This window comes from Paenibacillus sp. EB106-05-06-XG162 (assembly GCF_058791655.1).
The window spans coordinates 44253-66121 of record NZ_JBYTDT010000019.1; the positions used below are offsets into that span (position 1 = coordinate 44253).

Genomic DNA, 21869 nt, shown 5'->3' on the forward strand with positions numbered 1-21869 from the left:
GGCCTGCAACGAACATCTGCACCCGCATTACCCCACACCAGAGTCCGCCGTCTCACACCTGCGTCTCACTCACACTCCCTTGCTCCGGTCCAGCACCGCCCCGATTGCCCCGGTAAGCCGTTGGCGACATGCCCGTGTACTTCTTGAACATCTTGTAGAAGTACCCCGGCTCCAAGTACCCGACGCTGCGCGAAATATCGCTCGTCTTCATGTTGGTCGTCTTCAGCAGCTTCTGCGCTTTCTTAATGCGGAAGGCGTTCAGATAATCCGAGAAGCTCTCACCCGTCTCCTTCTGGAACAGCTGCCCGAGATAGAAGGGGTGGATATGCAGTGTGTGGCTCAGCGTCTTGAGCGACAGCTCCTCTGCATAATTCGTCTGAATCTGATGCAGCACTTGCTTCACGACCGAGCTAAATTCGTCGTCCTCGGTCGACAGGTAGTCGATGGCCGAATCCGCGATGAACTTGACATGCGCCGTCAGCTGACCGATCGTATGCGCGCGGAACATGGCCGTGAACAGCTGCTTATAGCCGCTCGTCGCCAGCTCATGATTCAATTTATTGTCTCGCACGACCTGCTTCGTACATAGGATCAGTTCCACAGCACGATTATGAATATGTGCTGGCGTAATGGATGCAGTCGATTGCAGCTCCTGGAACAGTTTATCGATATAGGCATGAACGGCCGACTTGTCTTTGCCGAGCAGGAGGCGCTCATATTCGAAGGCATCCATCGAAGGCAGCTCCAGCTCCTCGTCGACCGCAACGATCCGATCGTAAGAGATAATGGCATTATCCGTATTCGTGAGGAAATATTCCTGCAGCCGTTTGGCATGCGCATAGCTCTGGGACATATCCAGATAGCTCAGCTCCATACTACCAAGCGTAATGAATACATGCATGCCAAGCCGCTGCTTCAATTCCAGCCGAATCTGCTCAAGCAGGGGCAGCGTCGCCGCTAGTCCTGCCTCCGCACTCGCGCCAGTAATGAGAATAATCGTGTCGCCATCATTATCGCAATAACTATAACTGCCCTCCATTGCACGCGCGAGCGTCTGGCAGATGCGGTAAGCTTCGCTATTCTGCTGTTGTTCCCATATCGAGGCATCGCTGCCATTCTCTGCAGCGGAATCCTGTACCGTTTTCACCGTCGCAGCGGCATAGAAGGGGCGATCCACCGGGATCTCCAGGAACTCTAACCGATTCCGCAGTTCCGCGGGGTCGATGTTCCCTGTAGCCCAACGCGCCATCACATTGTCACGCAAGATATCCAGTTGGTTCTGCACGATGGAGGCTTGCCGATCGGCTTGCTCGAGCTTCTGAACCGTGCTCATAACCGTCTCCGTTAACTCCTTGATGTTCACCGGCTTGAGCAGATAATTCTCAATCCCAAGGCGCATCCCTTCCTTGACGTAGCTGAATTCGTTATAGCCGCTGAGCACGACGAACTTCATATGCGGATAGAGCGGCTTCAGCCGTTCGATCAATGCCAAGCCGTTCATATCGCGCATCATGATATCGGTGATCAGAATATCGACCTCAGAGCCCATATGCTGCAGCGCTTCAAAGGCTTCCGAACCGTCATAAGCTTTGCCCGCCAAATGAAGGCCGAACTCTTCCCAGTCGATCACCGTCGTTAGACCTTGCAGAATGAATCGCTCATCATCAACGATAAATACTTTACGCATACAGTTCTCCTCCTTGGCTTGCTGGTATTTTCATCGTAACCGTCGTGCCTTGCCCCGGAACAGACTCCACGTGAAGTCCATACGCAGGACCGAAGCAAATTTTAATCCGTTCATGGGTATTCATCAGTCCAATCGATTGACTCTGCGCCTCGTCTGACACCACAGTATTCAGCTTCTGCCTTATGAACTCCAGCTTCTCTGGCGCAATGCCGCTGCCATTATCCTTGATCGTAATGACCAGCACATCCACTTCGAGCACGGCCTGAATCCAGATCCGATTATCCGTACGAGACATAATCAGTCCGTGCACGATGTAATTCTCAATGATGGGTTGGATGGATAATTTCAACACCCGAAGACTCATGAGCTCCGGCTCGATATCAATTTCATACGAGAAGTTCTGCATGTAGCGAATGCGGAACAAGTCCAGGTAAAGGCTGCAGTATTCGATCTCATTTTCGAGCGGGGCGATGGTATCGCGCCGAACGGAATACCGGAACAGCGTGGACAGAATATAGATCATTTCCCCGACGTCTTCGGCTTGGTAGGAGAGGGCTCGCATCCGAATCGCTTCTAGGGTGTTATAGAGGAAATGCGGCTTAATCTGAGCTTGAAAAGCAACTAATTCCGCTTGCTTCTGCCTGATCTCCGAGACATAGACGCGGTCGATATAGCGAGTCAAATCTTCACACATATGGTTGAACCGATCCGCGATCTGGAAGAGCTCATCTTCCTTCTCCATCGTGATCCGCACTGATAAATCCCCATTCCTCAACTTCTCCATCGCACGTACAACGGTCCTCGTACGCCTTGAGAAATTGACGATCGTAAAGTACGTGAGCGCCATCGCAGCCACGATGACGAGACTGGTTACGAGCAGCAGCGTATTCCGAAGACCGACCATGCTCGCCGACATCTCGCTTTTCGGAATCACCCCGACAATCCAATACCCGAATCGGTTCGTCGTCTGCACGTTCACATAAGACGGTTCCTCGAATTGCTGGATGGATGCGGGTACATTTAGCTGTGACATGTATGGATATTTGGCGCCATAATAGCGGTTCGAGGAATCGAATACGACATTGCCGCTGGGCGTCAAGACGAGCACATAGCCTTTCATTTCGCTCCAATTGTTCTGGAATGCGCGGTAGATGCCATCGGAGTTATAGTCGATAATGAGATTCCCGTCGGTCTCGAGCGTCGTCAAATTCGTAATGTTGCTGATGGTCGTGATGCTCTTGGGCGTAATGACATATTGGTTGAGCACCGTCTGAAGATCGCTGTTCACTTGATAATAATTTTGAGTATCCTTCGTGAGAAGCAAGGTGAATTTCTTCTTCGAGCTGTAGAGTCCGATGGTCCGAATGTCGGAGAACGTATTTAATTGGATACGGAGAAAAGATAATACGTCTCGCCGCCGAATGCCAGTATCGCTAAACCGTGTCAGACGGTCATCCAAATAGTCCGAGAAGTTATTCTTCAGAAAAGACAACGCATCATCCAGCAGGGTGGAGGAGCCGTCTTGATAAATTTGCTGAATGATCTGCTGCGAAGCCGCATGGCGCGTATCGAAGTAGCTGCCGATGCTCGACAGCACATGGTTGTTCGAATCGAGCTCTTTCTTAACTTGATTATTGCTGAAATACGTAAAGACGAAGACGGATAACGTGGCCAGCGACACGATGGTGATGAGGGAGTAGATCATCAAAATCTTATTGAACAACTTTTGCTTGAAGTGCTTCTGGTAGAAATCGATCATCAAACGCATTGCTGTCGTACTCCTTTTTGTATACGCTTTCATGAAGAAGAATTCCTTCCTCTTAATATTCAGGAATCCCATCACTTATTGTACTGTCTTCGGAAAAAGAAAGGAATATGATCTTTGTTTTATCCACCTCGACTTTTGATTTGTTCACTTTAGAGAACGCTTACATTGCTGTAGAGTTAGGCATATCAACAAATGACGAGCTGAGGGGGGACAACATGAAAGGTTTATTGCGCTGGCTGAAGTTGGTTGGCCGTAACAAAGCTTTGCTCCTAATGGTGCTGCCGGGGTTCGTATGGTTTCTGCTCTTCTGTTACTTGCCGATGCCGGGAGCGTTAATTGCATTTAAGGACTATCAGTTCAGCCGAGATGGATTCTTAGCCAGTATGATCGAGAGCAAATGGGTCGGATTCAAAAATTTCGAGTACCTATTCAAGACGGAAGACGCTTATCTCATCGTGCGGAACACGCTGCTCTATAACGCAGCCTTTATCATTCTCGGGACACTCTTCGCCGTTCTTGTCGCGATTGTCATTAGTGAGATTGCGAATAAGAAGCTGGCCAAAATTTATCAGACGGGCATGTTCCTGCCGCATTTTCTATCGTGGGTTATCGTGAGTTATTTCGTATTCAGCTTTCTGAGCGTGGATAAAGGGGTGCTGAACCAGTTCTTAACCTGGATCGGCGCAGATCCAGAATTCTGGTATACGGAGACCAAATTCTGGCCTTACATTCTGATCATCGTGAACTTGTGGAAGGGTGTCGGGTACGGCAGTGTCATCTATTTGGCGGCGATCGTCGGGATCGACAAATCGTATTTCGAAGCGGCGATGATCGATGGAGCTAGCAAATGGCAGCAAATTCGCAACATTACGATTCCAATGATTACACCAATTATCGTGATTATGTTTATCCTTGCGGTAGGGGGCATTTTCCGGGCAGACTTCGGGCTCTTCTATCAAGTACCACGCGATACCGGCGCACTCTACTCCGTTACGAATGTCATCGACACGTTCGTCTATCGTGGACTTAAGGTAACGGGCAATATTGGCATGAGTACCGCGGCCGGATTGTATCAATCTGTTGTTGGCTTCATTCTTGTCTTGGTCACGAACTTTATCGTACGAAAAATCAATAAAGAACAAGCGTTATTCTAAATGGCCATGGTCATCCCGTGGTTTATGGGCCGACATCTTTAGTGAGAGGGGGAACTCCATTTTGGAAAATAGAACGGTCATTGATTCACACCCATCATCGAACAATCCTAGAGCACCGCGAAAGAAGCTGCGGAACATTCATCATCTGTCGCCTTTCTGGAATGCCATGGCGCATCTTGGGATTGGATTATTTTCACTCGCATGTGTCTATCCATTCTTGTTCGTTGTCGTGCTGTCCTTCACGGATGAGCAGTCGTTAGCGAAGAATGGGTATAAAATTATCCCAGAGCAATGGTCTGTGGAGGCTTACACGTACCTGTTTAGGACAGGTGATCAGCTGCTGCGATCCTATGGGGTTACGTTATTCATCACCGTCGTGGGGACGCTACTCACACTCGTGATCGTATCCCTGTATGCTTATGCGATATCCCGAAGCTATTTTCATTTCCGAGGATTTTTCTCCTTCATCGCCTTCTTTACGATGCTGTTCGGGGGCGGACTTGTGCCGTCATATATCGTCGTGACGCAAGTGCTGCATTTGAAGGATACCATGTGGGCGCTAATTCTCCCGATGTGTGTCAGTGCGTTCTCGATTCTCATCATGAGGACCTTCTTCAAGACCATGGTTCCTGACGCCATTATCGAATCGGGCAAAATTGACGGTGCAGGCGAGTTCCGCGTATTCCTATACCTGGTACTGCCGATTTCGTTGCCGGGTCTAGCCACCATTGGGCTGTTCGCCGCCTTAGGTTATTGGAACGACTGGTTTAATGCACTGCTCTATATTGACGATGCGAGATTGCTTCCGCTGCAATCCTTGCTCATGAAGGTGGAGACGAACATTCAGTTCATTCTCCAGAATGCGGGGGTTGGCGGTGCGGCTGATCGAACGGATATGGTCAGAACGTTACCGGCCGAGACGACACGGATGGCGATGGTTGTGCTGGCTACCGTGCCTATTATTTTCGCGTATCCATTCTTCCAGCGTTATTTCGTGCAAGGCTTGACGATTGGCGCGGTGAAGGAATGATTACGAAGATAGATACTAAGATTCGTATAAAAGGGAGGAAGACAGAGATGAGAAAAAGCGTACTACTCGTATTAACCTTCATCATGCTTGCTTCAATCGCACTCGCAGGCTGCTCTAGCAGCAGCAAGGACACAAAGTCCAGTGAGGGCACGAAGGACACAGGAACGACAGATACACAGGTTACGCCAGAGAAGAAAGAAGACCCAGTCACGCTATTATGGTATACCATTGGTGGACCGCAGAAAGACCAAGATAAAGTCTTGACTGAGGTCAACAAATATTTGCAAGAGAAAATCAATGTGAAGCTGGACATGAAAGTAATCGATTGGGGCGATTATTCGCAAAAAATGCAAGTTATCGCTGCTTCGGGTGAACCATTCGATATCGCGTTCACGAGTTCATGGGCCTTCAACTATGTTGAGGGTGCGAGAAAAGGTTATTTCCTCGAGCTGGATGAACTGTTGAACCAATCGGGTCAAGGCATCAAAGAAGTGCTCAATCCAGCATTCCTTGAAGGCTCCAAAGTCAATGGCCATAATTATGCGATCCCGACGAATAAAGAACTTCCTGCACAAGCGGTATGGCGGTTCAACAAGAACCTGGTTGACAAATACAAATTAGACATAACACAAGCAACAACGCTGGAGAGCCTTGCGCCGATGCTGAAGGCTGTTAAAGCAGGTGAGCCGGATGTATATCCGATTCCATCGAACATTGGTATGTACCTTCCGTTTGATTTTGCATTAGAAGGCATTCCGGTTGGAGTACCAATGAACACAACTGATTTCAAAATGGTGAATATTTGGGAATCTGCGGAAGCGAAGCAAGTCTTCAAGACAATGCGTGAATATTACCAAGCTGGCTATTTACCGCCAGATGTCGCAACCAAACAAGGCAATGATTTCGAGAAAACGGGCAAATGGCTCGTGGATAAGCAGCACACGGTACCTTTCGCCGATATTCAATGGACAGAAAGCATGAAGTATCCGATCGTCTCGACGCCAATTCATGAGCCGCTCGTGTTCAACTGGTCCGTAACGGGTTCGATGCAGGCGATTTCGGCCAAAACGAAATATCCGAAGCAGGCGATGGAATTCCTGAACTTGCTGAACACGGATAAATATTTGCGCAACTTGCTCAACAATGGTATTGAAGGCGTGCATTACAAACGTCTGACGGAAGATACGTATGAGCCGATCCCAGACTCCGGTTACAGCATGCCGTCATTCACGCTCGGCAACATGTTCTTGCTTGATAAGTTGAAGGCTGACCCGGCAGATAAGTGGGAGCAATACAAGAAATTCAATGATTCTGCGAAAAATGCACCGCTGCTTGGGTTCCAATTCGACCCAACGAGTGTCATGACAGAAATCGCGAACGTGAAGAATGCGGTCGATGAATTTGGTCCATCCTTCAACACAGGATCCGTGGATCCAGAGAAAATGCTGCCAAAAGCGATTGAGAAGCTGAAGGCGCAAGGCATCGACAAGATCATTGCAGAAGCACAGAAGCAGCTTGACGCTTGGCGCGCAAGCAAATAATACGATCATCAGCAGGCCTTCTGCTGCGAGGGAAACAATATCCTTCGCGGCAGAAGGTTTTTCTCTTCTTATCTGGGCACAATTGGGAAATAGGCCCCCGTTTATATGATATTTGTCATACTCGTCACCTGACGTTCATGACTACTCGGCCAACACGACATTTTCTATACTGAAGATAGAATAGACCTGCTGGGTAGGTTTCCCCATGCATGAGCCCAAGGAGGAAATGACACGATGACACATTCCCATGTCGCCCATTTGAAGAAAGAAATGGTTCCCTATGAGAAGAGCAATATCAAGACGAGTATGAAGCAGATTTTAAATACAATTTTACCTTTAGTCCTGCTATGGATCGCGGCTTATGCCAGCCTGTCCGTATCGTACTGGCTCACGCTGCCGCTCACGATCGTCGCATCGGGCTTTGTCATTCGGACGTTTATTATTTTTCATGACTGTTGTCATCAATCCTTCTTCAAGAGCCGTCGTGCAAATGATATCCTCGGCACGATTACAGGCGTTCTGACGTTAGTCCCTTATCAGCAATGGAAGAACAGCCATTCCATTCATCATGCGACAAGCAGTAACCTCGATAAACGGGGCGTCGGCGATATGTGGGTGATGACGGTGGATGAATATGTGGCAGCACCGCTGATGCAGCGCATTGCTTATCGAATCTATCGCAATCCGATTGTTATGCTCGGTCTCGGACCGATTTTTATATTTGTATTGACCTACCGTTTCAACCGTAAGGGCGCGAAGCGCAAGGAACGAATGAACACGTACCTGACGAATGTCCTTATCGTAGCGGTATACGCATTGCTGTGCTGGGCGATTGGCTGGCAGGCATTCCTCTTGGTTCAGGTTCCGATTATTTTCGTATCTGGTATGCTCGGGATTTGGTTGTTTTATGTGCAGCATCAATTCGAAGACTCATATTTCGAGCATGAAGACGAGTGGAGTTATGTACTAGCGGCTGTAGAGGGGAGCTCGTATTATAAGCTGCCGAAGCTGCTGCAGTGGATGACGGGCAACATTGGCTTCCATCATGTACACCATTTGAGCCCGAAGGTGCCGAATTACCTGCTGGAGCAAGCGCACAATGATACGCCGCCATTACAGCATGCAACGACGATTACGCTTCGTACGAGCTTGCAGTCGCTGCGGTTCCGTCTGTGGGATGAGGAGCGCAAGACATTCGTAAGCTTCAAGCAGATCAAGCATTTGCTGGGAGGACCCGCAAGAAAGGCAGCGGCCACGGTCAAGAATCGCCGTCCAAGTGTTCAAGGCAAATAACTACGCCGCCATCGTTTGTGATAAGATACTAGTAAAGTATCTCGTGAACCTTAGGGAGGGGCAGCCTTGCAGAAATGGTATCAAATTTTTCACCGGAGTACGGGGCTTAGTCCTTATGTATGGGTCGTCTTTTACATTCTCCCTTTCTACTTCATATTCCGCTCCTCGTCTCCGTATGAGGTGGCGATTGGTATTATTATGATCATGGCCTTTTTTGGCTGCTATGTGCTGTCCTTTGTCTCCAAAGGATGGCTTGTCTATTTCTGGACGTCAATCCAGATTCTGATTTCGGTTACGATGACAGTGCTGTTCGGTTATGTATACTTTGGGTTGTTCCTGGCGTTCTTCATCGGGAATATTCATCATCGGGCCGGCTTTATTACACTCTATACGATCCACCTTATTACGACGCTTGTGACGATTAACTATGGATTCGCAACGAAAAATCCGATCATGATCACGCAAATTCCGTTTGTGTTGGTTAGTCTGATCGCCGTCATTCTCTTGCCTGTAACGACGTATTTCCGGAACAAAAGAGAGTTGCTCGAAGTGCAGCTGGAGGACGCCAACAAGCGGATATCGGAGCTGGTGAAGCTTGAAGAACGTCAACGGATTGCACGGGATTTGCATGATACGCTAGGGCAGAAACTCTCATTAATTGGGTTAAAGAGTGATCTGGCGGGAAAACTTATCGACAAAGACCCAGCAGGTGCGCACGCCGAGATTCAAGATGTACGGCAGACGGCGAGGCATGCGCTCAAGGAAGTGCGGGAAATGGTGACGCAAATGCGCGGGACGAGTCTCGAGGATGAGATGTTCCGCGTGAAGCAAATTCTGAAGGCGGCCTTCATTGAATGTCATGTTGAAGGGGACCTGAAACTCACCAATACATCACTCCTTGTTGAAAATGTGATCAGCATGTGCCTCAAGGAAGCCGTGACGAATGTGGTCAAGCATAGCAGCGCGACGCTCTGCAGCATTTGCATCATTCCTTCGCGAACAGAGCTCACGGTAAAAGTCATGGACAATGGCGTGGGGCTAACGAATGAAGCGATGTGCAAGCGAGGCAATGGACTGCGTGGGATGAAGGAACGGCTTGAATTCGTGAACGGTAGTATGGAGATTCGTTCTGAATCCGGGACGACCCTGATCATTCGCGTGCCGAATATCGTGAATCAACCGGAGAAGGAGGTGGTCGTATGATTCGAATTGTGATCGCAGAGGATCAGCGGATGCTGCTCGGCGCACTCGCTTCATTGCTCGATTTGGAAGAGGACATGGAAGTAGTCGGCCGGGCGAGCAATGGCGAAGATGCCGTGAAGCTGGCTCACCAATATCGGCCGGATATCGTCGTGATGGATATTGAGATGCCGGGCAAGAACGGACTCGAAGCGGCAGAAGAGCTCAAAGGCAGCGGCTGTAAAGTCATGATCTTGACCACCTTCGCGAGATCGGGGTATTTCGAACGGGCGATTAAGGCAGGAGCGCACGGTTACTTGTTGAAGGACAGCCCAAGTGAAGAGTTAGCAGATTCCATTCGCAGCATTATGGCAGGTCGTCGGATCTACGCATCGGAGCTCGTCGATGACGCGTATGGCGAGGAGAACCCACTGACGCAGCGGGAGAAGGAAGTGCTCGGCTTAATCGCGGACGGGAAGAATACGAAAGAAATCGCGACCCAGTTGTACATTACGCAAGGAACGGTACGCAATTATATATCCGTCATTCTCGATAAGCTGCAGGTAACGAATCGGATCGAAGCGATCACGCGGTTCAAAGAGAAGGGCTGGTTCAAATGAGGAAAGCAGGCATAATGCCTGCTTTTTTTATTGCCTTAGAATCAGGAAGTAGAAAAGGTTTGTCTGAATTTTCCTGCTCTTATCCCTTGCCCTGCAAGGGATAATCCATCTCACATACCGAGAAGACGATTCACACATTTACGCTTGGGTACCCGATCGCTATATTTTTTGTGTATGATGGGTGTTATCGAAGGCAAACATTTGTAAGCGTTAACATTAAGAAATGGAGAGATGGACCAGTGCTGCGTAATTTGCCGTTAGTCTATAAATATTTGCTTTCATATATCATCATTTTAATCATTCCTCTGCTGGTCATCGGCCTGTTCGTCTATCAGCACTTCGTAGATATCGTCAAAGAGGATATCACGGTCAGCCACCAACATATGCTGAAGCAAATTCGCGATGGATTCGATGTCAAGATCAAAGAGATGAACAAGATCGCGAATGAGATCACATCGAAACCCGAACTAACCCCGTATCAATTAACGAAAAACATGTACAACGCCATGACAGCGAGGTCGCAGCTCAACTACACGGTCGCGAATGATTTCATCCATAATGTCATTCTGTATATCCATGGCGGCAAATACTTGTATTCTGCGGGCAGTACCCATACGCCGAAGCGATTCATTGAACAGATCTATCCATACCCGAATTGGTCGGAGAGTCAGTTCCTTTATGATATTAACCATCTCAAGGCGCCGCTGCTGCGACCTGCCGAAGATGTGTATTCGAATGATTTGAAGAATAATCGCGCCTTAACCTATATCGTGCCGATCCCGCAGAATTCGGTTGCTGCGTATGGAACGGTGCTCTTTATGATTGACGAACAATCGGTGAAGCGATTATTGGAAGGTGTTCTGGAGGCACCGAATGGCAATACTCTGATCTACAATCAAGAAGGCAAGCTGATCACTTCGCTACATGATGAACCTTACCTAAATACGATCCCATTCAAAAAGGCGGTTCGCACTTTGCAGGAGAACGGTTCGAAGACGATGGAGATCGAAGACCGTCCCTACATGTTCTCAACGGTCAAATCAGAGATGACTGGTTGGTCGTACGTGACGTTGATTCCGGAAGATGATTATTTGGCACGTGTATACGAGGTGAAGAATCGCTCGCTGATCGCGTTGCTATTTATCTTCTGTCTAGGAAGTGCGGCGATCTACATGCTGATGCATGTGAATTATGTGCCAATTCGTAGACTTTTCAATTATACAGGTCACCACTTCGGGCAGAAGATAAGTAATTTTAACGAAGTGACGCAGATGTTCGATCATATGACGGCTGAATCAGAGCTGTTGGATCGAAAGCTGCAGACTAATAAATCGGCGATGCGCGAATATTGGCTCGTGAACCTGTTGAAAGGGCGTGTTGATGATACAGAGGATTTCTTCATCAGAGCGGGCGAGTCTGGTCTTATTTTTTCCAAAGAGATGTTCTTCGTGATGCGGATTTATGTGCGGGACCGTGCGGAGGATTCATATCCAGCGAAATCGTTGGCAGCATTTATTGAGCAGCATTGGCCGAGTACGATGGATGGGTATCGTGTGGAGCTGGTGGATGAAGAGGCGATGAGCATTATCTGCGCGATGGACCGTGGTGAGACACAGTTCAAGGAGAAGATGATTACGCTGCATCATCAATTGCAGACCGTCGTCCGTGATGGCGTGACCATCGGTATTGGACAACCCTATGAAGAAATCAATCAAGTCGGCAAATCGTATATCGAAGCGTCGACAGCACTGGACTATAAGCTGATTAAAGGGCATAATCGGGTCATCTTTTTCGATGAGACTTCATTCGATGATCGATTTCCTCATTGGTATCCGCGGCAAGAAATCGAAATGATGGGCGTCCTCATCACGCAAGGCAACACCAAGAAGATGGAGGAGCTCGTTCAGGACATTCTACGCTATATCGAAGATCATGAGACACCGCTGCATATGGTGCGATGTATTTGCTACGACATGATCAACTGCATTATTAAGGCTGCGTATGGGATGGGTATGCGAGCGGAGCATCTGGAGGTCGATTATCCGGACGTCGTCGCACTAACGGCATTTGATACAATTCAAGATCTGGCAGCGATCGTGAATGATATGAGCACGAGACTGTGCACCAAGATCCAAGCACATGAAGAGGATACGGCGAGCTCGCTCAAGGAACAGATGATTGGCTTTATTCAAGCTAATTACCATGATTATCATTTCTCCGTGCAGACGATGGCGGATCATTTTTCCTTGTCCTCGTCCTATTTGAAACGGATTTTCAAAGAGCAGACAGGGGAGACGATCTCCTATTATTTGAACCACTATCGCCTGGAGACGGCTAAGCGTTTGCTCCAGACGAGCGATATTCAATTGAAGGACCTGGTACAACGAATCGGCTATTATGACGTGTCTAGTTTTATTCGCAAGTTTAAGCAGGCGGTGAACATGACCCCGGGGGAGTACCGGAGAATGTTCGATGAGAAGCAGCCAGAAGCTAGATCCGAATAATCTTTGTTCAAAAAGTTAGCTTTTCAGCACCGATAAGGTTGCGAGAATCCGAAGGGCTATGCTTCCGGAGGAAACATACTACGTAAGCATAGGCTCTTCGAGGGTGAACGCAAGATTCGATGTTGATTTCTCTACTTGGAACACTGCGTGATCAAAAGATGACTTTTTGATCAACCTCTAGTAGAATATGCGATTCGTCTTAGTGATCAGCGAATGGTCTACGAGTCACGTTTGACGGATTCCTAAGCCATTCTGCTTATTTACCGTTACCCCTCCATTTCGATATAGTGACCCTGTCACAGCTGGACAACAACATTTGAAATGGGGGGGTGACGCGAATGCACAAGCGTTCAACCACGATGTACAAGGTCATGAAAAATTATCAGCTCTATTTGTTTCTCATTCCCACGCTCTTGTATTTTATTATTTTTCAGTATGGACCGATGTACGGTCTGCAGATTGCCTTCAAGAACTTCATTGCGGTCAAAGGAATTACTGGGAGCACTTGGGTGGGGTTCGAGCATTTTGAACGGTTTTTTAATTCTGCTCAGTTTGTAACCGTTATCAAGAACACGCTTGGGATCAGTATCTACGAGCTTCTCGTGTCGTTCCCTATCCCGATCTGCCTTGCACTGCTGATCAATCAATTGACGAGCGAACGGTTCAAGAAACTCGTTCAGACGGTTACTTATGCACCGCATTTCATCTCGACGGTCGTCATTGTCGGGATGATGTATTTGTTCCTATCGCCGCGCAACGGCCTCGTGAATCAATTGCTAGAGTTTATCGGCGCGAAGGCGTTCTTTTTCATGGGAAGCCCGGAATGGTTCAAGACGATCTTCGTCTTCTCCGGGGTCTGGCAGAATGCTGGATGGTCGACCATTATTTATCTGGCTGCGTTAACAGCCGTAAGCCCAGATCTGCATGAAGCAGCGATTATGGATGGGGCGAACAAGTTCCAGCGCATTTGGCATATTGATATTCCTTCGATTATGCCGACTATTATGATCTTGCTCATTCTATCGGTGGGAAACATTATGTCCGTCGGGTTCGAGAAAGTCTATTTAATGCAGAATTCGCTCAATGTCGATAGTTCGGAAGTGATCGGTACGTATGTGTACAAAACAGGGCTGCTCAGTGCACAGTACAGCTACTCGACTGCCATTGGGTTATTTAATGCTGTTATTAATTTCATCTTGCTCATCTCGATCAATCAGTTCTCCAAACGAATGAAGCAAGCAAGTCTATGGTAGGAAGGAGGCGTTCAATATGCATGTTGGAAGAATTAGTAGAGTGGATCGCGTATTCGATATTTTCAACGTCGTTCTGCTCAGCATGGTACTCTTGCTCATTATTTATCCGCTATATGTCATTATCATCTCGTCCGTCAGTGATCCGAATGCGGTGAATACCGGCAACGTCTGGATTATCCCGCAAGGCTTTACCTTAGAGGGGTATCAGCGCATATTCGCGGACAGCGACATTTGGCTCGGCTATCGTAACTCCTTGATGTATGCCGTGATTGGCACGGCGATCAACGTGACGTTAACGCTCACGGCGGGATATGCGTTATCACGGACGGATCTTGTCGGCCGAAATGTGTTCATGTTTATCATCGTGTTTACGATGTTTTTCGGGGGTGGATTGATCCCAACGTATTTGCTCGTCAAAAATCTCGGTATGGTTAATACGATCTGGGCGCTTGTCATCCCGAATGCCGTATCGGCGTTCAATATCATTATCGTTCGGACGTTCTTCCAATCGACCATTCCAGGCGAAGTGCTCGAAGCGGCGGAGATGGATGGCTGCTCGAATGCCAGATTTTTTGTCTCGATTGTGCTTCCGTTATCCGTTCCGATTATTGCCGTGATGGTGCTATTCAGCGCGGTCGGGCACTGGAATGCATATTTCCAAGCCTTAATCTATTTGCGCGACGAGAGTCTATATCCGCTTCAGATTATTTTGCGTGAAATCTTAATAACGAATGAGAGTCAGGACCAGATGCTGCAAGGCTTAACGGACGACTCGAATCAACAATACATTGCGGATCTGATGAAGTACGGCGTCATTATTGTCGGCAGCTTGCCGGTACTTGTCCTGTATCCATTCTTGCAGCGGTATTTCGTTAAAGGTGTGATGATTGGTTCGATTAAAGGTTAATGCGGTGAATAAATTTGTCAGAGAGGGGTTCACATTCGATGAAAATAAAACGGTTAAGTATGGTTTTGTTAACGTTCATGATGGTCGGTTCGATGATGCTGGCAGGTTGCTCGAGCAAGGAGGGAGGCAGTGCAGCAGGTGGCGATTCCGCAGCAGGAACGGAGAATGTAAATGCAACAGGCCTTCCGATCGTGAAGGAGCCGATCACCTTGAAATTCGTAACAACGAAGTCCGCCCAGCAGACTAAGCCGCATGAGGAGCTTGCGGTGGTGAAGAGCTTCGAAGAGAAGACGAAGATCCATATTGAATGGGATGCGACAGGCCAAGGGTACGACGAGAAGAAGAATCTGATGTTTGCGAGCGGTGATTTGCCGGATGTATTCTTCGGAAGCGAGAGCTTGAATGATAGCGACATTATTAACTATGGATCGCAAGGGATGCTGATTCCGCTAGAGGATCTTATCGATCAATATGCACCGAATATGAAGAAGATCATGACGGACCGACCGGACATTAAGCAGAAAATGACGGCGCCAGATGGGCATATCTATTCGATTCCGACATTACAGGAAGGGGAGGACCAAGAGCTCTACGATATTCTATATATCAACAAAAAATGGCTGGATCAGCTCGGCCTGAGCATTCCGACGACAACGGATGAATTCGAGCAGGTGCTGACGGCGTTCAAAACGAAGGATCCGAATGGCAATAATAAAGCAGATGAGCTGCCGTTTGGCTTTATGTATGGGAATGCGTTACTTGGGATCTTCTCCATGTATGGACCGTTCGGGGTGATGGATACGGGGAATCACATGATGGTCGAGGATGGGAAGGTCAGCTTCGTGCCGGCCAAACAGGAGTACCGTGATGCGACGGCGTATTTCCACCGTCTATACAAAGCCGGACTCATTGATCAAGAGAGCTTCACGCAAGACCGCAAAACGTATTTCTCCAAAGGGAAAAATCCGGACGCACTGCTCTACGGTGCATTCGTCGGATATAGTGCTGCGAATGTTGTAGGCGTCGAACGCGCAAAGGATTACGTCCCGATTCTTCCTCTGAAAGGCCCGGATGGCAAGCAAATGTGGAATGAATACGACCCAGGATATTTCACGCGGTCCGGCTTCGCGATTACGTCTTCGAATAAGAACCTCGAAGCATCGATGCGTTGGATTGATGAACTTTATACCGAGCGCAATTCATTAGAATGGAATTCAGGTCCGATCGGGGTCACGTTAAAAGAAGTCGGTGATGGTACCTTCGATAAAATGCCTGTGCCCGAAGGGATGACAGTCGATGATTTCCGACATGCGGAAGCGCCGGGGAATACGTCGGCACGTGCCGTTCTGATTGATACGGCGAAGAAAATCAGAGCTCTCGATGTGGAGAAAGAACGGATCGATATCTGGAAGCAGTACAAACCGTTCATGAAGGCGATTAACTATCCGAACGTCTTGTTTACGTTAGAGGATACACAGCGCAGATCCATCCTGGAAGCCGATATCTTTAACCACGTGAAGAAAATGCAGCCGCAATGGATCATTAACGGCAATGTCGAGGGCGATTGGGATAGCTATATCAATCAACTGAAGAAAATGGGGCTCGATGAGCTTGTAACAATTTACCAGACGAACTATGATCGTATTATGGCGTTGCAATAACATCCATAGGAGGTCAACATGGCAAAGAAAAGACCGAATATCTTGTTGATTACGAGTGACCAGCAGCATTGGAACACGATTGGAGCATTCAACCCGGAAATCTCGACACCGCATTTGGATCGATTAGTTGCAGAAGGAACGACATTCACTCGGGCTTATTGCCCGAACCCGACATGTACACCATCCCGTTCTTCCATTATTACGGGGATGTACCCGAGCCAGCATGGCGCATGGACACTTGGCACGAAGCTGCCGGAAGAAGCGCATACAGTAGGGGAAGATCTGCAGCAGGCAGGTTATCGGACGGCATTGATTGGGAAGGCGCATTTCCAACCCGCGTATACTTCCGATGCTTATCCGTCCATTGAGTCGCAGCCTCTGCTACAAGATCTGGAATACTGGAAGAAGTTCAAAGGCCCGTACTATGGCTTCGAGCAGATCGAGATGCTGCGCAATCATGCGCACGAGCATCTGGTGGGCCAGCATTATGCAATCTGGTTGGAAGAGAAGGGCTGCGAGAACTGGCGGGATTACTATGCACAGCCGACTGGCAAATTGACGTATGATGTGCAGCACAAGTGGGACATTCCCGAGGAATACCACTATAGCACGTGGATTGCAGAGCGTACGAATGCGCTCTTGGAGGACTACCAACAGAACGATGAGAATTTCTTCTTATGGGCAAGCTTCCCGGATCCGCATCCGCCATATCTCGTGCCTGAGCCATGGTGCAGCATGTATGACCCAGATCAGCTTACGATTACTTCTGTCGTAGCGGGCGAGCATGACAACAATCCGCCGCATTTCAAGCTATCGCAAGAGCAAGGTCCGGACTTTTCCCCGTATTACGAGTCAGGGTATGGGGTTCATGGATTCCATAGCCATCTACATACGACAGAGCAGCTGAAGAAGGATATTGCCGTGTATTATGGCATGGTGAGCCTGATGGACAAATACATCGGTTCGATTCTGGATAAGCTCGATGAGCTGGGGCTTGCTGAGGATACGATCGTCGTATTCACGACGGATCACGGTCACTTTATCGGTCAGCACGGTTTAATTGCCAAAGGTGCGTTCCATTATGAAGATTTATTGAAATTGCCATTCATCGTCCGTTATCCGAAGGAAGTTGCTGCAGGCGCGACAAGTCATGCGATGCAATCACTTGTAGATTTGGCGCCGACGTTCTTGAAGTTCGTGGGGGTGCCGATTCCTGGCGCCATGACGGGGAAAGACCAGTCGGGAGTATGGCTTGGGAATCAGGAGAAGGCTCGCAACAACATAATATGCGAGTTCCATCATGAACCGACGACTGTTAACCTGCGAACCTATGTGAATGAACGCTATAAAATAACCGTCTATTGCAATCAAGAGTACGGCGAGATGTTTGATTTAGTCGAGGACCCGAATGAAATTCGCAATCTCTGGGATAGCTCGGAACACCGAGATTTGAAATCCAGACTGCTCATGGAGTTCATGTGGGCTGAGCTGGACAAAGATCCGATGTGGATGCCGCGGATTGCGGGGGCGTAATTGAAAATATAAATAAAGCGGTGCAGATCCCTTGGGATCTGCACCATTTTATTTATACGGGATACGTATACCGTCCGCCGCTGGCTACTTGTCTAAAAATATTGTCTTTCTGTTGTAATATCTTAGTGTTCAGCCCTTCAGAGCCCCATCCTTCAATGGCGAGTGAATAACCGCTCTTCGATTGGGAGACGAACAACACCTTGAACCAGCTCGGCTTGATCTCCCCACCGTCTTCAATACGCCAAGTGGACATCGGATCATTGGTCCCTGGCATGTCATGGAATACCAGTCCTTTGGGCGTCGTAAGCACGATGCTTGCGAGGGGAAGCTGGCCTTTGCCTCGTTTGAATTCAATAAGTCCGATCTGCACCTCTTTTGAAACCTCGCCAATGAGCCCTTGTTTCGCAATTTTCCGCTTTTTAATTTTTTCTATGGTACGAATCGTCGTCTTCGTGAAGCCGCCTTTCGTGAGTGCCGTGTACTTCAGGAACGTATGTCCTTCAAATGCTCCATTTGATGCGAGGATAACGGTCTCATTTTCGGTCAGTTTCCCTTTTGCAAGTTGGTAGAGTTCACCTTCATTATTGTCGAAGTTCCAAGCCGTCTGCCTGCCGTTATCTTGTTCCGTCCGATTCTGATGCTTCACATAGGTGATGGACGTTTGCAGTCCGGGGGCGTAGAGGGCTTGCGTGAAGCGCTTGGGATTTTCGCTGTTCTCGCTCAGTATGCGGGTACCAGATAAGTCCATGTAGGCAAAAGCAAAATTTGCATCGGCTAGTTGATCGCTAGGATTGGTTTTGTTTGACGTTGCTGCTGCGGAGGCGGTTTGTACCAAGCTGAGGGAGACGAGGAGGGATAAGAACAGATAAAATCCTTTTTTCATAAAACAGCTCCTATGGATTGGATATGATTTTATACACTATACCATATTTTAACATTATTTAACGTAAAGACCAATATTGGTAGAGGTTCTAGGAAATATTATTTTTTCGTATAAAAGCAAGGAGAATTACGTCGATAAATTGGTATAATAATGTCAAACTATATCGAACGTGATAGAAAGAGGTTGAAACTGCATGATACTCGTAAGTTCTTGTCTCGCTGGTGTAGAATGCCGGTATAATGCAACGCATCGCCTGGTAGACAAAATTCATGAACTTGTAGAACAGGGACGAGCCAAGATGGTGTGTCCGGAATTGCTCGGAGGATTCCAGACGCCGCGTGAACCTGCAGAGATTGTGAACGGCACAGGCGAAGATGTGCTGGATGGCCGTGCGAAGATCGTAGAGAAGTCGGGAAGCGATGTGACTGAGCTCTATCTCCTTGGGGCGCAGCGTACCCTCGAACTCGCACGTGAGCTGCAGGCGACGATCATTGTACTAAAGGAATACAGTCCATCCTGTGGTGGGAAAATGGTCTATGATGGCAGCTTCTCGAATACGCGGATGTTGGGTGCTGGGGTTACGACCGCGCTGCTAAGACGTGAAGGGTTCAAAGTCATTTCGGAGGAAGAATTTGTTGAGATGATGGTGTGAAAAGAAACATAACTTAAGTAGAGGAGTGAATGGAATGTCAGAGCTCGGAACGAAGGACAATCCTTGGCAATTGAAGACGCCGCCATTAACATCGGAGTATCAGATGTACAAGGATGAGAAGGATGGACGAGAAATTATCGTCTGTACGGTTGGGAAAACTGTGCTGCATTATGATGCTCGTTGTATTGCAGATTTACATGAAATGCTGAAAGCTCATGGAGATTGGATGGAGCTCGGAAGCGCTGACGAACAAAAGCCGGCGAAGGATGGTACGGTGGAAGCTTGGGGGCGTTCTCTCGAGAATCCAGTCGGAGGCTGGTATGGGCTGAAAAAAGGACTCCGCGGTCGCTTCGGCATGTATGTTCCGCCGTTGATGGAAGCCCTAGGACTTGCAGAAGTTGAGCATAACCCAAGAAATAATCGGATGCGGGCGCTATAAGACAATCATGATGCGACAGAGAACACGACGACCACGCTAAGCACGAACTTGCCAAAACCTTCGAATGAAGAAATTCTACGTGTCTTCGAAGATAAGAATCAAGTCAATGCTTGGGCAGTGAACGGCATTATGCTTGAACGACTTCTTCAGAAGTCTGAACTCATCTAAAAATGGGGGTTATCCTTTGAGCGTTAAGCGCAAAGGGTAACCTTTTTTCTATGTACAGGAAAAATAAGGCTAGCTGACCTATCACTGCATCAACGAATGCATAAGTGAGGGAATATTAGTCAAACTTTTCGTAATTTCTCGAAAACGTAGTACAATAGTGTCATACATACATCAATCACGATGAGGAGGATTTCAATTCCCATGAGTTACGAGACATATTTCCAAACCAATAGAGAAAAGCATCTGAGCCAACTGCAAGAGTGGCTCTCGATTCCGAGTATTTCCGCATTATCCGCGCATAAAGAAGATGTGAACCGCGCAGCCGAATGGCTTGCCAACCACCTGAAAGAAATCGGACTTGAGCATGTAGAGGTTCATCAGACGAACGGTCATCCGATCATTACAGCCGATCATCTGCATGCGCCGGGCAAACCAACCATTCTGGTCTATGGCCACTATGACGTTCAACCGGTCGATCCTCTGAACTTGTGGACAACACCACCATTCGAGCCAGCTATTCGTGACGGCAAGTTATATGCACGTGGTGCAACGGATGATAAAGGGCAGTTGTTCTTACATGTGAAGGCAATTGAAGCAATTCTGAATCAAGAGAAGCAACTTCCAGTTAACATTAAGCTCTGTATCGAAGGGGAAGAGGAGATTTCGAGCGCAAGTCTGCCGCCTTTCTTGGAAGCGAATCGGGAGAAGCTGGCTGCGGATGCGATCCTCATCTCGGATACATCCTTGATGGAACCGGGCAAACCAGCGATCAGCACAGGACTTCGCGGTCTTTGTTCCCTAGAAGTTGCTGTGAATACGGCGAATACGGATCTTCATTCCGGTACTTATGGTGGCGGCGTGCCGAACGCACTTCACGCGATCGTGTCATTGCTGGCAACCCTGCATGATGAGCAAGGCCGCGTCGCGGTAGAAGGCTTCTACGAAGATGTGCCAGAGCTATCGGCAATGATGCGCGAGGAGTTCGCGAAGCAAGGGCTGAATGAAGATGCACTTACGAAATCGCTCGGTCTCGATACGCTATATGGTGAAGAAGGCTACACGTTCGTGGAGCGCGTTGGCGCTAGACCGACGCTTGAGCTGAATGGTGTCTATGGCGGATTCCAAGGGGAGGGGACGAAGACCGTCATTCCGAAGGAAGCGCATGCGAAGATTACTTGCCGCTTGGTGGGCGATCAAGACCCTCAGGACATGCTCAACAAAATTAGAAAACATCTGAACGCACACATTCAACCGGGTGCAACACTAACGATTACAGATGGTGAGAAAGCTCGCGCATTTAACATCGATCCGACGGATCGCGTGCTGCAGGTTGCTGCGGATGCCTACGGTACAATCTATGGAACTCGCGCGTTGTTCACAAAGGATGGGGGATCCATCCCAATTGTGGAGACATTCTCCCGTGTGCTCGAGGCACCCGTCGTGATGATGGGCTTTGGCTTGCCGGATGAGAACCTGCATGCACCGAATGAACATTTTAACCTTGAGAATTTCGATAAAGGTCTACTCACCATTGTTGAATTTTTAAAAACCGTATAAGAATGATGAAGCCGCCTTGGAGAAATCCGGGCGGTTTTTT

General features: G+C 48.3%; 17 protein-coding genes. 14 read left to right on the forward strand and 3 right to left on the reverse strand.

The features are described 5' to 3' along the window. Positions 1-52 precede the first annotated feature (52 nt). Together AC3WU2_RS26665 and AC3WU2_RS26670 are read right to left on the reverse strand one after the other, a co-directional pair. Positions 53-1687, reverse strand: a complete 1635-nt coding sequence (locus tag AC3WU2_RS26665) for a response regulator (protein ID WP_492457983.1) — start codon at positions 1685-1687, stop codon at positions 53-55. Further along, the gene (locus AC3WU2_RS26670) at positions 1680-3455 is read right to left on the reverse strand and encodes a sensor histidine kinase (protein WP_492457984.1); all 1776 of its coding nucleotides are present in this window, start codon (positions 3453-3455) and stop codon (positions 1680-1682) included. The genes AC3WU2_RS26665 and AC3WU2_RS26670 overlap by 8 nt, the downstream gene beginning before the upstream one ends. Before the next feature lie 215 nt (positions 3456-3670). On the opposite strand from AC3WU2_RS26670, the gene AC3WU2_RS26675 reads away from it, so the two are divergent. From AC3WU2_RS26675 to AC3WU2_RS26725, 11 genes are all read left to right on the forward strand, one after another. After that, entirely contained in the window at positions 3671-4609 is a 939-nt protein-coding gene (locus AC3WU2_RS26675; protein ID WP_018758569.1) for an ABC transporter permease, read from the forward strand. A gap of 166 nt (positions 4610-4775) precedes the next feature. Then, positions 4776-5639, forward strand: coding sequence for a carbohydrate ABC transporter permease (locus AC3WU2_RS26680; protein WP_492458018.1), 864 nt, complete (start codon positions 4776-4778; stop codon positions 5637-5639). A gap of 47 nt (positions 5640-5686) precedes the next feature. Beyond that, positions 5687-7180 (forward strand): ABC transporter substrate-binding protein, encoded by a 1494-nt coding sequence (locus AC3WU2_RS26685; protein ID WP_492457985.1) that lies wholly within the window; start codon positions 5687-5689, stop codon positions 7178-7180. 234 nt (positions 7181-7414) lie between these two features. After that, complete coding sequence (desA, locus tag AC3WU2_RS26690) at positions 7415-8473, forward strand: Delta(5) desaturase DesA (RefSeq protein ID WP_492457986.1); 1059 nt, start codon at positions 7415-7417, stop codon at positions 8471-8473. Between the two features lie 66 nt (positions 8474-8539). After that, entirely contained in the window at positions 8540-9676 is a 1137-nt protein-coding gene (locus tag AC3WU2_RS26695; protein WP_018758573.1) for a sensor histidine kinase, read from the forward strand. Next, positions 9673-10272 carry a response regulator transcription factor gene (locus AC3WU2_RS26700; RefSeq protein WP_018758574.1) on the forward strand — a complete coding sequence of 200 codons (600 nt, stop codon included), beginning with the start codon at positions 9673-9675 and terminating at the stop codon, positions 10270-10272. Before AC3WU2_RS26695 ends, AC3WU2_RS26700 begins: the two co-directional genes overlap by 4 nt. Before the next feature lie 239 nt (positions 10273-10511). Further along, complete coding sequence (locus AC3WU2_RS26705) at positions 10512-12776, forward strand: helix-turn-helix domain-containing protein (protein ID WP_492457987.1); 2265 nt, start codon at positions 10512-10514, stop codon at positions 12774-12776. A gap of 338 nt (positions 12777-13114) precedes the next feature. Continuing rightward, on the forward strand, positions 13115-14029 hold the full coding sequence (locus AC3WU2_RS26710; protein WP_492457988.1) for an ABC transporter permease: 915 nt from the start codon (positions 13115-13117) through the stop codon (positions 14027-14029). A gap of 16 nt (positions 14030-14045) precedes the next feature. Further along, complete coding sequence (locus AC3WU2_RS26715) at positions 14046-14936, forward strand: carbohydrate ABC transporter permease (RefSeq protein WP_492457989.1); 891 nt, start codon at positions 14046-14048, stop codon at positions 14934-14936. Between the two features lie 38 nt (positions 14937-14974). After that, positions 14975-16597, forward strand: a complete 1623-nt coding sequence (locus AC3WU2_RS26720) for an extracellular solute-binding protein (protein ID WP_492457990.1) — start codon at positions 14975-14977, stop codon at positions 16595-16597. 18 nt (positions 16598-16615) lie between these two features. Continuing rightward, positions 16616-18130: a sulfatase family protein gene (locus tag AC3WU2_RS26725; protein WP_492457991.1), complete on the forward strand. Its 1515-nt coding sequence runs from the start codon at positions 16616-16618 to the stop codon at positions 18128-18130. A 52-nt stretch (positions 18131-18182) separates the two neighbouring features. On the opposite strand, the gene AC3WU2_RS26730 is transcribed toward AC3WU2_RS26725, so the two are convergent. After that, positions 18183-19013: a hypothetical protein gene (locus AC3WU2_RS26730; protein WP_492457992.1), complete on the reverse strand. Its 831-nt coding sequence runs from the start codon at positions 19011-19013 to the stop codon at positions 18183-18185. Between the two features lie 193 nt (positions 19014-19206). Here AC3WU2_RS26730 and AC3WU2_RS26735 point away from each other — a divergent pair, with 193 nt between their 5' ends. The 3 genes from AC3WU2_RS26735 to AC3WU2_RS26745 all read left to right on the forward strand — a co-directional run bounded on the left by AC3WU2_RS26735 (position 19207) and on the right by AC3WU2_RS26745 (position 21829). Next, complete coding sequence (locus AC3WU2_RS26735) at positions 19207-19665, forward strand: 2-thiouracil desulfurase family protein (protein ID WP_492457993.1); 459 nt, start codon at positions 19207-19209, stop codon at positions 19663-19665. A 34-nt stretch (positions 19666-19699) separates the two neighbouring features. After that, on the forward strand, positions 19700-20104 hold the full coding sequence (locus AC3WU2_RS26740; protein WP_018758578.1) for a DUF6855 family protein: 405 nt from the start codon (positions 19700-19702) through the stop codon (positions 20102-20104). Between the two features lie 369 nt (positions 20105-20473). Then, positions 20474-21829 (forward strand): dipeptidase, encoded by a 1356-nt coding sequence (locus AC3WU2_RS26745; RefSeq protein WP_492457994.1) that lies wholly within the window; start codon positions 20474-20476, stop codon positions 21827-21829. Positions 21830-21869 lie beyond the last annotated feature (40 nt).

Coding starts and splice junctions, on each gene's coding strand:
- AC3WU2_RS26665 (WP_492457983.1), bottom strand. CDS start 1,687: ATGCGTAAAGTATTTATCGTTGATGATGAGCGATTCATTCTGCAAGGT.
- AC3WU2_RS26670 (WP_492457984.1), bottom strand. CDS start 3,455: ATGCGTTTGATGATCGATTTCTACCAGAAGCACTTCAAGCAAAAGTTG.
- AC3WU2_RS26675 (WP_018758569.1), top strand. CDS start 3,671: ATGAAAGGTTTATTGCGCTGGCTGAAGTTGGTTGGCCGTAACAAAGCT.
- AC3WU2_RS26680 (WP_492458018.1), top strand. CDS start 4,776: ATGGCGCATCTTGGGATTGGATTATTTTCACTCGCATGTGTCTATCCA.
- AC3WU2_RS26685 (WP_492457985.1), top strand. CDS start 5,687: ATGAGAAAAAGCGTACTACTCGTATTAACCTTCATCATGCTTGCTTCA.
- desA (WP_492457986.1), top strand. CDS start 7,415: ATGACACATTCCCATGTCGCCCATTTGAAGAAAGAAATGGTTCCCTAT.
- AC3WU2_RS26700 (WP_018758574.1), top strand. CDS start 9,673: ATGATTCGAATTGTGATCGCAGAGGATCAGCGGATGCTGCTCGGCGCA.
- AC3WU2_RS26710 (WP_492457988.1), top strand. CDS start 13,115: ATGCACAAGCGTTCAACCACGATGTACAAGGTCATGAAAAATTATCAG.
- AC3WU2_RS26715 (WP_492457989.1), top strand. CDS start 14,046: ATGCATGTTGGAAGAATTAGTAGAGTGGATCGCGTATTCGATATTTTC.
- AC3WU2_RS26720 (WP_492457990.1), top strand. CDS start 14,975: ATGAAAATAAAACGGTTAAGTATGGTTTTGTTAACGTTCATGATGGTC.
- AC3WU2_RS26725 (WP_492457991.1), top strand. CDS start 16,616: ATGGCAAAGAAAAGACCGAATATCTTGTTGATTACGAGTGACCAGCAG.
- AC3WU2_RS26730 (WP_492457992.1), bottom strand. CDS start 19,013: ATGAAAAAAGGATTTTATCTGTTCTTATCCCTCCTCGTCTCCCTCAGC.
- AC3WU2_RS26735 (WP_492457993.1), top strand. CDS start 19,207: ATGATACTCGTAAGTTCTTGTCTCGCTGGTGTAGAATGCCGGTATAAT.
- AC3WU2_RS26740 (WP_018758578.1), top strand. CDS start 19,700: ATGTCAGAGCTCGGAACGAAGGACAATCCTTGGCAATTGAAGACGCCG.
- AC3WU2_RS26745 (WP_492457994.1), top strand. CDS start 20,474: ATGAGTTACGAGACATATTTCCAAACCAATAGAGAAAAGCATCTGAGC.